We start from the raw sequence: 11,529 nt of genomic DNA, 5'->3' as shown, positions 1-11,529 counted from the left end.
GGCGTAAACTCCGCCCCTCTCTGTTACTCGCTAATTATAAAACATGCATAACACCCCTGCGGCCACCGCGCCGAAGCCCTTTGATTTGACGTCAACGGCGTTCCTGATTGTTGCCTTCTTCACGGGCATCGCCGGTGCGTTGCAAACCCCGACGCTGAGCCTGTTCCTGACTAACGAAGTTCACGCTCGTCCGGCGATGGTTGGCTTCTTTTTTACCGGAAGCGCCATCATCGGCATTCTCGTCAGCCAGTTTCTCGCCGGTCGTTCCGACCGCAAAGGCGATCGTAAAAGCCTGATCGTTTTCTGCTGTCTGCTGGGGGTGCTGGCCTGCGTCCTGTTTGCCTGGAACCGTAACTATTTCATTCTGCTGTTCATCGGCGTTTTTCTGAGCAGCTTTGGCTCAACCGCCAACCCGCAGCTGTTTGCCCTTGCCCGCGAACATGCCGACCATACCGGGCGGGAAGCGGTGATGTTCAGCTCGATATTGCGCGCTCAGGTGTCGCTGGCATGGGTAATTGGCCCGCCGCTGGCCTACGCGCTGGCGATGGGGTTTGGCTTTACGGTGATGTACCTGAGCGCGGCGGTCGCGTTTGTGGCGTGCGGCGCAATGGTATGGTTTTTTCTGCCGTCAATGCGCAAAGAGCCCAAAGTGGCAACGGGCGTGCTGGAAGCGCCGCGTCGTAACCGCCGCGATGCCCTGCTCCTGTTTGTTATCTGCACGCTGATGTGGGGCACCAACAGCCTGTATATCATTAACATGCCGCTGTTTATTATTGATGAGCTACACCTGCCGGAGAAGCTGGCCGGCATTATGATGGGCACCGCCGCGGGTCTTGAGATCCCAACCATGCTGATTGCAGGCTATTATGCGAAGCGTTTTGGAAAGCGTTTTTTAATGCGCATTGCGGCCGTCGCCGGGCTGCTATTCTACGTTGGCATGCTGACGGTCCATACGCCAGCCCTGCTTCTTGCTTTACAGCTGCTGAACGCCGTGTATATCGGCATCCTGGCGGGGATTGGCATGCTCTACTTCCAGGATCTGATGCCGGGGCAGGCAGGTGCCGCCACCACCCTTTATACTAATACCACCCGCGTGGGCTGGATTATCGCGGGCTCGATGGCCGGTATCGTTGCCGAGATCTGGAACTACCACACGGTGTTCTGGATTGCGCTGGTGATGTGTACGCTGACGATTGGCTGTCTGGCGAGGATCAAAGACGTTTAAGGCGCGGTGAGCGCTTCCAGCTCCAGCAGCCATGTCATTGCCTGCGCGCGCGTGCTGCCGCACATTTCAGCTGATGGCTGAAGCCCGGAACAGACCTTCGGGCGCAGGGGAGACTCAAAGATCATACACAGGTTGGATTCAGAGAGCTGAACGCAGCGGGTATTGGCGGGCTTGCCTTCAGGCATGCCTGGAATGGGGCTTGAAATGGACGGAGCGGTACAGCACGCGCCGCAATCTGGACGACAATCCATACATGCTCTCTCGGTGGCGAACACCCGTACAGTCGGGCATCGGGCGCACAGTAACACCTTTTGCGTATTGATAGCAAAAGCCACGAATTCCACTTGCCTGAAAGGCCGCGCGCGAGTAATTTGGCGCGATATTTTTTACCTCCCGTAGACAGGATTACTGCAATGCCAAGAGCGAACGAAATTAAGAAAGGTATGGTACTGAATTACAACGGCAAATTGCTGATTGTGAAAGACATCGACATTCAGGCACCAAGCGCCCGTGGTGCAGCGACGCTGTACAAAATGCGTTTCGCCGATGTGCGTACCGGCCTGAAGGTGGAAGAACGTTTTAAAGGTGACGATATCGTTGATACCGTGACCCTGACCCGCCGCTACGTTGATTTCTCCTACATCGACGGCAACGAATACGTGTTCATGGATAAAGAAGATTACACCCCGTACATCTTCACCAAAGATCAGATCGAAGAAGAGCTGCTGTTCATTCCTGAAGGCGGTATGCCAGACATGCAGGTACTGACCTGGGACGGCGTGCTGCTGGCGCTTGAACTGCCGCAGACCGTGGATCTGGAAATCGTTGAAACCGCGCCGGGCATCAAAGGCGCGTCAGCAAGTGCGCGCAACAAACCAGCGACCCTGACTACCGGGCTGGTTGTGCAGGTGCCGGAATATCTCTCCGCTGGCGAGAAGATCCGCATCCATATTGAAGAAAAACGCTATATGGGTCGTGCTGACTGATTATGGCATTTGTCGGGTGGCGGCTTCGCCACCCGACAATTCCGGTTACAGAAGCTCCGGATACTTCGTCATCTTCAGCGCCAGCTCGACCCCTCGCACTTCCGCCATCCCCTTCAGGCGGCCAATCGCCGAATAGCCCGGGTTGGTTTTCTTACGCAGATCGTCCAGCATCTGGTGTCCGTGATCCGGACGGAACGGAATAGGACGCACATCGCCCGCCTGCTTGCGACGCGCCTCTTCAGCCAGAATAGCGTCGACCACCGCCACCATATTTACGTCGCCACCCAGATGCGCGGCCTCGTGGAAGGTCTTTGGATTCTCCTCCCGGCAGGTCGCACGCAGGTGCGTAAAGTGAATGCGATCGCCAAAGGTTTCTATCATCCGCACCAGATCGTTATCAGCACGCACGCCGTAGGAGCCGGTACACATGGTAAAGCCGTTGTGGATGCTGTCGACCGTCTCTTTCAGCCATTGCATATCTTCAATCGTGGAAACGATACGCGGCAGGCCGAGGATAGGACGCGGCGGATCGTCCGGGTGTACCGCCAGACGCACGCCGGCTTCTTCCGCAACCGGAACGATAGCGCGCAGGAAATACGCCATGTTTTCACGCAGCTGCTGCTTATCAATATTGCCGTATTCCGCCAGACGCGCGCGGAACTGATCCAGCGTGTACCCCTCTTCCGCACCCGGCAGGCCAGCAATGATATTGCGGGTCAGCTTCTCAACGTCCGCTTCACTGGCGGCATTGAACCATTCAAGGGCCTGCTGCTGCTCTTCAGCGGTGTAATCCGCTTCGGCGCCCGGGCGTTTCAGAATGTGCAGCTCAAACGCCGCAAAGGCAATCTGGTCAAAACGAAGCGCTTTCGAGCCGTCCGGCATCTGATATTCCAGGTCGGTACGCGTCCAGTCCAGAATCGGCATGAAGTTATAGCAAACCGTATCGATGCCGCAGGCCGCCAGGTTGCGAATGCTCTGCTGATAGTTTGCAATCCAGGTCCGGTATTCCCCGGAATGGGTTTTGATATCTTCGTGAACCGGAATGCTTTCTACCACAGACCAGGTTAACCCCTTCTCCGCCAGCAGCGCCTGACGCTGTTGAATCTCCTCAACCGGCCATACCTGGCCGTTAGGAATGTGATGCAGCGCCGTGACGACACCCGTTGCGCCAGCCTGACGCACATCATCAAGAGAAACCGGATCGTTCGGCCCGTACCAACGCCAGGTTTGTTCCATTGCCTCATCCTCTCAAGTTGTTATACCAATATCGGTTACTGCAATGACGACTACCATACATGTTTGCCGTGAAGGGTCAACACGCCGCCACACATTGATTGATCAAACTCACAGAACGGGGATATTTACGGCTTACCAATTTTATTTGCTGTCATATAACTTTAGACTGGCATTGTTAATTAATGGTTAATCAGGTGTGTATTTCATGAAGACAATTGCCTCAACCGCCCTTCCAGCCCAGGTTCAACAACCGCGCTACGATCGTCATCAACTGCGCTCCCGCATCGTCCATTTCGGCTTCGGTGCGTTTCACCGCGCGCATCAGGCATTGTTAACAAACCGGGTGCTGAATGAAAAAGGCGGCGACTGGGGAATTTGTGAGATTAGCCTGTTCAGCGGCGACGTGCTGATGAGCCAGCTGCGCGCGCAGGATCACCTGTTTACCGTGCTGGAGAAAGGTGCTGAAGGAAATCAGCCGATTATTGTCGGGGCCGTGCATGAATGCCTGAATGCAAAGCTGGACTCTCTGCCCGCGATAATAGAGAAGTTTTGCGAGCCGCAGGTGGCGATTGTGTCGCTCACCATTACGGAGAAAGGCTACTGCATCGATCCCGCGACCGGTAAGCTGGATTTACAAAACGCCCGGATCGTCCACGATCTGGAAAATCCCGCTGAGCCGCATTCCGCGCCGGGGATCCTGGTCGAAGCCCTTAATCGCCGCCGTGAGCGCGGCTTGCCTGCGTTTACCGTGCTTTCCTGCGACAACATTCCGGACAACGGACACGTAGTGAAAAATGCGGTGCTTGGCATGGCGCAAAAGCGCTCCCCGGCATTGGCGGAGTGGATCGAGAGCCACGTAAGCTTTCCAGGAACGATGGTCGACAGAATTGTTCCCGCCGCGACGGAGGCCTCGCTTGCGGAGATCGCCGACGCGCTCGGCGTTGACGATCCGTGCGCCATAAGCTGCGAGCCGTTTATTCAGTGGGTAGTGGAAGATAATTTTGTCGCCGGGCGTCCGGAGTGGGAAGTGGCGGGCGTTCAGATGGTGCAGGACGTTCTGCCGTGGGAGCAGATGAAATTACGCATGCTTAACGGCAGCCACTCTTTCCTGGCGTATCTGGGGTATCTCGCCGGGTACGCGCATATTAATGAATGCATGGAGGACGCCACCTTCCGCGAAGCCGCCCGGCGGCTAATGCTGGATGAACAGGCGCCTACGCTGCGTATAAAGGATGTCGACCTGACTGCTTATGCCGACAGTCTGATCGATCGCTTTGCTAACCCGGCGCTGCAGCACCGTACCTGGCAAATCGCGATGGACGGTAGCCAGAAGCTGCCGCAGCGAATGCTGGATGGCATCCGCGTCCACCTTGAGCGTAAAACAGAATGGCCGCTGCTGGCGCTGGGCGTCGCTGGCTGGATACGCTACGTCAGCGGGTTCGACGAACGCGGCAACGCGATTGACGTTCGCGATCCCCTCAGCGATAAAATCCGCACGATTGTCGAGGCCAGCAGCGACGCCGACCGCGTAGATGCGCTGCTGGGGCTGAGCGAGGTCTTCGGTCACGATCTCGCGCAAAATAGCGTTTTCGCTGAGGCTGTCAGCCAGGCCTACCAGCGCATCATCCGCCGTGGCGCACGCCAGGCTGTTATTGAAACGTTAAATCTTTAGCGATTATTGCGCTTAATGCGAACGGACATTGCCTCCGTTCGCCCTCCCCCTTCTCATTGCGCCCGTTTTTCGCCAGGATAAGAGCATAGTGTTATAGCATCACAATTCTCTTGCGGAGCGCACGTGACCAAAACCAACCTCATCACCGGTTTTCTCGGCAGCGGTAAAACCACCTCTATTCTTCATCTGCTGGCGAATAAAGATCCCGCCGAGAAATGGGCCGTGCTGGTCAATGAATTCGGCGAAGTGGGCATTGATGGCGCGTTGCTGTCATCCAGCGGCGCAATGATTAAAGAGATCCCCGGCGGATGCATGTGCTGCGTTAACGGCTTACCGATGCAGGTAGGCCTCAATACGCTGCTGCGTCAGGGCAAACCGGACCGCCTGCTGATTGAACCTACCGGTCTGGGCCACCCGAAGCAGATCCTCGATTTACTGACCGCCCCGGTTTACGAGCCGTGGATCGATCTTCGCGCCACGCTGTGCCTGCTCGATCCGCGTCAGCTTCTGGATGAAAAAGCGGTGGCCAATGAGAACTTTCGCGATCAGCTCGCCGCAGCAGACGTTATTGTCGCCAATAAAGAAGATCGCGCCACGGCGGAAAGCCGGGCCGCGCTGGACGCGTGGTGGCAGCATTTCGGCGGCAATCGGACGCGGGTGCAGGCCACGCAGGGGAATATTGATAGCGCCCTGCTGGATCTTCCCCGCCAGAACCTGGCGCAACTCCCGGCCAGCGCAGAGCATGCGCATCACCATTCTGCAAAGCAGGGTCTGGCCGCGCTTAGCCTGCCGGAACACCAGCGCTGGCGTCGTAACCTTAACAGCGGTCAGGGGTATCAGGCCTGCGGATGGATTTTCGATGCCGACACCGTTTTCGACACCATCGGGATCCTGGAGTGGGCCAGACTTGCGCCGGTCGACCGCGTGAAAGGGATCATGCGCACGCCAGATGGGCTGGTGCGGATCAACCGCCAGGGCGACGATTTCTTTATCGAAACGCAAAACGTCGCGCCACCTGACAGCAGAATAGAGTTAATTAGTGCGGTTAACGCCGACTGGAATGCCCTGCAGTCCAGCCTGTTGAAGCTTCGTTTAAGTTCGGGCGGCTAACGTTGCCCCAGTTTTCACTCAATGCAGAACGTTATGACGACTCGAATTCCCCAGATACTACTGCTTAATGTTGCCGGTCTGGCGCTCTTTTTCTCCTGGTATATCCCGGTGAATCACGGTTTCTGGTTCCCGCTGGATTCATCCCTGTTTCATTTCTTCAACCAGGGGCTGGTGAAGAGTGACGCCTTTCTGTGGCTGGTGGCAATTACCAATAACCGCGCCTTTGACGGCTTTTCCCTGCTGGCCATGGGCTGCCTGATGCTCTCTTTCTGGCTCAAAGAGGATGACTCGGGGCGTCGCCGCATCCTGATTATCGGACTGGTGATGCTTCTGGCTGCGGTGATCATTAATCAGCTGGCGCAACATCTGATGCCGGTAAAACGTGCAAGTCCTTCGCTCTCTTTCCCGAATATTTATCGCGTGAGTGAACTGCTGCATATTCCAACAAAAGATGCCTCGAAGGACAGTTTCCCGGGCGATCACGGCATGATGCTGCTTATTTTTTCTGGCTTCATGCTGCGCTATTTCGGTAAGAAGGCGTTCGCAATCGCCCTGCTTATTGTGGTGATATTTGCCTTCCCGCGCGTGATGATTGGCGCGCACTGGCTGACGGATATTGTCGTGGGTTCCCTTTCCGCGGTGCTGATTGGTCTGCCGTGGGTTCTGATGACGCCTTTGAGCGATCGCCTAATTACCCTTTTCGATCGCTATCTTCCGCGTAGAAAGCAACAAAAATTGAACAAATAATTACCGTTTTTTAACGTAAACTATCGGGGATCATCACGATCCCTGATAATGCCCTTCCCGCGATCTTTCTGCGCTGTCATATTCTTGTCATCGCATTCGTGATAAAAATGAAGCAATTGCACGATTACGCGGCGGATCTGCCGCTATTTTGTGCAATGACAAATTTTTACTTTCTGTATCACAATTTCTTATAAAAAAAAGGCTCTTTTTACTCGCAATAGCCCTGGCAATCGGTTAATCTCGAACTCGTTTTGCCCCATGGAGATAATTATTTCGATGGTGAATAATTTTGTGCGCTGCACCACAAATGTCACCAGAAACAATTGTCTCAATGTGAACAGATAATTAGTCTCGTCACGTTTGGCATTTTTATAACGATATTTGTCGTTAAGGACTTCAAGGGAAAATAAACAAAATGGTCAAATCTCAACCGTTTCTGAGATATATCTTACGGGGGATCCCGGCGATAGCAGTCGCGGTACTGTTATCTGCATGTAGTACATCGAACACCGCAAAGAATATGCATCCTGAGACGCGTGTTGTGGGAATGGAAGATTCCTCTTCACTGCAAGCCTCTCAGGATGAATTTGAAAATATGGTACGTAATCTGGACGTGAAGTCCCGCATTATGGACCAGTATGCTGACTGGAAAGGCGTGCGTTACCGTCTTGGCGGCAGCACTAAAAAAGGCATTGATTGTTCCGGCTTTGTACAGCGTACCTTCCGCGAGCAATTTGGGTTAGATCTTCCGCGTTCGACCTACGAACAGCAGGAGATGGGCAAGTCGATTTCACGTACCAAACTGCGCACCGGCGATTTAGTGCTGTTCCGTGCAGGTTCTACCGGTCGACATGTGGGCATCTACATTGGTAATGACCAGTTTGTACATGCCTCCACCAGCAGCGGTGTGACCATTTCCAGCATGAATGAACCGTACTGGAAGAAGCGCTACAACGAAGCGCGCCGCGTACTGACCCGCAGTTAATATGATAATTGTATCGTTGGTTATCCCTTGGCTGGCGATACAATAAAAAAAAAGCACTGCTTCGGCGGTGTTTTTTTTTGCCCGTTACAATGAATACAATCAGCGGCAATTCAGGAACCACGACGTTTATGCTCACCCGCTACTTCTCCAGTCATCGAAAGATACTGTTCCTCAGTATCATTACCGGCCTGATCGCCGCCCTGCTCCTGGGTTCATTGCAATTTTTCTGGAGCTACCACAAGCGGGAAATCCGATTCGATACGTTGATCATGGATGTGCGCATCTACATGGAGAGCTATTTTGACGAGCTGAAAGCCTCCATCGACGTGCTCCAGCCGCTGACGCTCAATAATTGCCAGGACGTTAACGCGGAGCTGACCTCGCGCGCGGCCTTCAGCCTCAACGTACGCGCCTTCCTGCTGGTCAGAGACAAAATGGCGTTCTGCTCGTCAGCCACAGGGCCAATGAATTCCCCGATGGAGGAGCTGATACCCGAGCTGCACATCAACAAGCAGGTTGATATCGCACTGCTCCCCGGCACGCCCATGCTGCCCAATAAGCCCGCGATTGCCATCTGGTACCGTAATCCGCTTGTGAAGGACGGCGGCGTATTCACCTCGGTGAATCTCAACCTGACGCCGTACCTGCTTTACACCGCGCGCCAGGACGAGTTTGCGGGCATCGCGATCGTCATCGGCGAAAATGCGTTATCCACTGCCTCAAGCGCCCTCGTCAAAGCGAAGGATTTACATGAAACGCCGGCGCGCACCGCGACGCTCAAAGACGTTCCTCTGACCATCAACCTGTACGCCGAGGAGTGGACGACCGATGAGATACTTTACGCCCTGTTCTTCGGGCTGGTGTGCGGGATTGCGGCAGGGTCGCTTAACTTCTACATCCTCACGACGCGTCTCAATCCGGGCAAAGAGATTCTGAGCGCCATCAAGCGCGGCCAGTTTTATGTGGTTTATCAGCCCGTTGTCGACGCCAAATCGCTCAGGATGACCGGGCTTGAAGTGCTGATGCGCTGGAAGCACCCGACCATGGGTGAGATCCCGCCGGACGCCTTTATCAATTTTGCCGAAGCGCAGAAGCTGATTGTTCCGCTCACGCTGCATCTTTTTGACCTGATTATTCACGATGCGCCAGTGCTACAGACCGTGCTGCCGCCGGGTGCCAAAGTGGGCATTAATATCGCGCCGGGGCATCTGCATGCGGAAAGCTTCAAAGACGATATGCGCACCTTCAAAGCCCTGCTGCCGCCTGATTACTTCCAGATCGTACTGGAAATTACCGAGCGCGACATGCTGAACCATCGGGAAGCTAACAGCCTCTTCGAATGGCTTCATAACGAAGGGTTTGAAATTGCCATCGACGATTTCGGCACCGGCCACAGCGCGCTGATTTATCTTGAACATTTCACCATGGACTACCTGAAAATCGACCGTGGTTTTGTCAACGCCATTGGCACAGAAACCGTGACCTCCCCGGTGCTGGATGCCGTACTGACGCTGGCAAGACGACTGAATATGTCGACCGTTGCGGAAGGGGTGGAAACACCGGAACAGGCGGCCTGGCTGCGCGAGCATGGGGTTAATTATCTGCAGGGTTACTGGATTAGCCGCCCGATGCCGCTGGAGCAGTTCCGCACGTGGCAAAATACGGTGTCGCCTGACGGGGAATAATTTCACATTGCCCGTGGCGTCACTTATTATTCAGCTTAACTGAGCCGGTCTGTAAAAGAGGGAGCCGCCGCGAGATGTTTATGCGCTTTATGTTGCTTTGGTTGGCAGTCGTGAGCCTGTCCAGCCAGGCGCAAACCATCAAAGAGAACATCGCGTTCGCCGTGATTGGCGAGCCCAAATACGCGGTCAATTTTACGCACTTCGATTACGTCAATCCTGCCGCCCCTAAGGGTGGAAAGGTCACGCTCTCGGCTACGGGAACGTTCGACAACTTTAACCGCTTCGCCCTGCGCGGCGTGGCCGCGGCGCGAACGGAATCGCTCTATGACACGCTTTTTGTCACGTCGGATGATGAACCCGGCAGCTATTACCCGCTGATTGCCGATAACGTGCGCTATGCGGATAACTTCGCCTGGGCCGAAATTACCCTAAACCCCCGGGCCCGCTTTCACGACGGCACGCCGGTCAAGGCCAGCGACGTCGCTTTTACGTTTCATAAATTTATGACCGAAGGCGTTCCCCAGTTCCGCATTGTGTATAAAGGCGCAACGGTGCGCGCCATTGCGCCCCTCACCGTACGCATTGAGCTGAGCGAACCGAACAAAGAGAATATGCTTAGCCTGTTCTCGTTGCCGGTGATGCCTGAATCGTTCTGGAAAAACCATAAGTTAAGCGACCCGCTCTCCACGCCGCCGCTGGCCGGTGGCCCTTACCGCATTACCGACTGGCGCATGGGGCAGTACGTGGTCTATTCCCGCGTGAAAGATTACTGGGCGGCTAACCTGCCGGTAAACCGCGGGCGCTGGAATTTCGACACCCTTCGCTATGACTACTACCTCGACGATAACGTGGCGTTTGAAGCGTTCAAGGCCGGTGCCTTCGATTTACGCGTGGAGAACAGCGCCAAAAACTGGGCGACCCGCTATATCGGCAAAAACTTCACGAAAGGCTACATCGTCAAAGACGAGCACAAAAACGAATCCGCCCAGGACACGCGCTGGTTGGCGTTTAATATTCAGCGCCCGGTATTTACCGACCGCCGCGTTCGGGAAGCCATTTCCCTGGCCTTCGATTTTGAATGGATGAACAAAGCCCTGTTTTACGGGGCGTACAGCCGCGCGAACAGCTATTTCCAGAACACCGAATATGCCGCGCGCGACTACCCCAAAGCCGACGAACTGCTCCTGCTGGCGCCGCTGAAAGCGGAAGTGCCGCCGGAGGTGTTTACCACGGTGTTTCAGCCGCCCGCTTCAAAGGGTGACGGCTACGACCGCGACAACCTGCTGAAGGCCAGCAAGCTGCTGGATGAGGCAGGCTGGCAGCTGAAGAACCAGAAACGCGTCAATGCGAAAACCGGCAAGCCTTTAAGCTTTGAACTGCTGCTCTCCTCCGGCGGCAACGATCAGTGGGTGCTGCCGTTTAAGCACAACCTTGCGCGGCTGGGGATCACCATGAACATTCGCCAGGTCGATAACGCGCAGATCACCAACCGCATGCGCAGCCGCGATTACGACATGATGCAACGCCTGTGGCCCGCACAGCCGTGGCCTAGCTCGGATCTGCAAATCTCCTGGGCCTCCAGCTACATCGACTCCTCGTACAATGCGCCAGGCGTAAAAAGCCCGGCGATTGATGCCCTGATTGCGAAAATTGTGGCGGCGCAGGGCGATAAAGATAAGCTCTTGCCGCTTGGTCGCGCCCTCGACAGGGTGTTAACCTGGAACTACTACATGCTGCCCATGTGGTATATGGGCGAAGACCGCCTTGCGCGCTGGGACAAGTTCTCCGTGCCTGCCGTGCGCCCTGTCTATTCTCTGGGCTTTGACACCTGGTGGTATGACGTGAATAAAGCCGCCAGACTGCCCGCCGAGCGGCGATAAGGA

At 55.2% G+C, this 11,529-nt stretch carries 10 protein-coding genes; 8 read left to right on the top strand and 2 right to left on the bottom strand.

Annotation, left to right across the window (positions count from 1 at the left end):
* The first annotated feature begins 43 nt into the window (after nt 1-43).
* Nucleotides 44-1,225, top strand: coding sequence for a sugar efflux transporter SetB (gene setB / locus IM303_RS04205; RefSeq protein ID WP_045259727.1), 1,182 nt, complete (start codon nt 44-46; stop codon nt 1,223-1,225).
* Here setB and IM303_RS04200 read toward each other — a convergent pair.
* Nucleotides 1,222-1,476: a YkgJ family cysteine cluster protein gene (locus IM303_RS04200; RefSeq protein ID WP_028013872.1), complete on the bottom strand. Its 255-nt coding sequence runs from the start codon at nt 1,474-1,476 to the stop codon at nt 1,222-1,224. The genes setB and IM303_RS04200 overlap by 4 nt on opposite strands.
* A 162-nt stretch (nt 1,477-1,638) precedes the next feature.
* Between IM303_RS04200 and yeiP the strand changes: the two genes are divergently transcribed.
* Complete coding sequence (gene yeiP / locus IM303_RS04195; protein ID WP_008500940.1) at nt 1,639-2,211, top strand: elongation factor P-like protein YeiP; 573 nt, start codon at nt 1,639-1,641, stop codon at nt 2,209-2,211.
* Nucleotides 2,212-2,256: 45 nt separating this feature from the next.
* On the opposite strand, the gene uxuA is transcribed toward yeiP, so the two are convergent.
* Nucleotides 2,257-3,447, bottom strand: coding sequence for a mannonate dehydratase (gene uxuA / locus IM303_RS04190; protein ID WP_049000377.1), 1,191 nt, complete (start codon nt 3,445-3,447; stop codon nt 2,257-2,259).
* 205 nt (nt 3,448-3,652) lie between these two features.
* On the opposite strand from uxuA, the gene IM303_RS04185 reads away from it, so the two are divergent.
* The 6 genes from IM303_RS04185 to IM303_RS04160 all read left to right on the top strand — a co-directional run bounded on the left by IM303_RS04185 (nt 3,653) and on the right by IM303_RS04160 (nt 11,526).
* Entirely contained in the window at nt 3,653-5,119 is a 1,467-nt protein-coding gene (locus IM303_RS04185) for a mannitol dehydrogenase family protein (protein ID WP_049000378.1), read from the top strand.
* Between the two features lie 123 nt (nt 5,120-5,242).
* Nucleotides 5,243-6,229, top strand: a complete 987-nt coding sequence (locus IM303_RS04180; protein ID WP_045259724.1) for a GTP-binding protein — start codon at nt 5,243-5,245, stop codon at nt 6,227-6,229.
* A gap of 33 nt (nt 6,230-6,262) precedes the next feature.
* Entirely contained in the window at nt 6,263-6,976 is a 714-nt protein-coding gene (locus IM303_RS04175) for a phosphatase PAP2 family protein (RefSeq protein WP_080351076.1), read from the top strand.
* A gap of 415 nt (nt 6,977-7,391) precedes the next feature.
* The gene (mepS, locus tag IM303_RS04170) at nt 7,392-7,961 is read left to right on the top strand and encodes a bifunctional murein DD-endopeptidase/murein LD-carboxypeptidase (RefSeq protein ID WP_028013877.1); all 570 of its coding nucleotides are present in this window, start codon (nt 7,392-7,394) and stop codon (nt 7,959-7,961) included.
* A 128-nt stretch (nt 7,962-8,089) separates the two neighbouring features.
* Nucleotides 8,090-9,646: a cyclic di-GMP phosphodiesterase gene (locus IM303_RS04165; protein WP_049000382.1), complete on the top strand. Its 1,557-nt coding sequence runs from the start codon at nt 8,090-8,092 to the stop codon at nt 9,644-9,646.
* Nucleotides 9,647-9,720: 74 nt separating this feature from the next.
* A complete protein-coding gene (locus IM303_RS04160; protein ID WP_028013879.1) occupies nt 9,721-11,526 on the top strand; it encodes an extracellular solute-binding protein in 1,806 nt (601 codons plus the stop codon).
* Nucleotides 11,527-11,529: the final 3 nt, after the last annotated feature.

Origin of the sequence: Enterobacter cloacae complex sp. P38RS, assembly GCF_014930775.1 — a bacterium.
GTDB classification, from domain to species: domain Bacteria; phylum Pseudomonadota; class Gammaproteobacteria; order Enterobacterales; family Enterobacteriaceae; genus Enterobacter; species Enterobacter bugandensis.
This window is presented reverse-complemented; position numbering and strand designations above follow the sequence as displayed.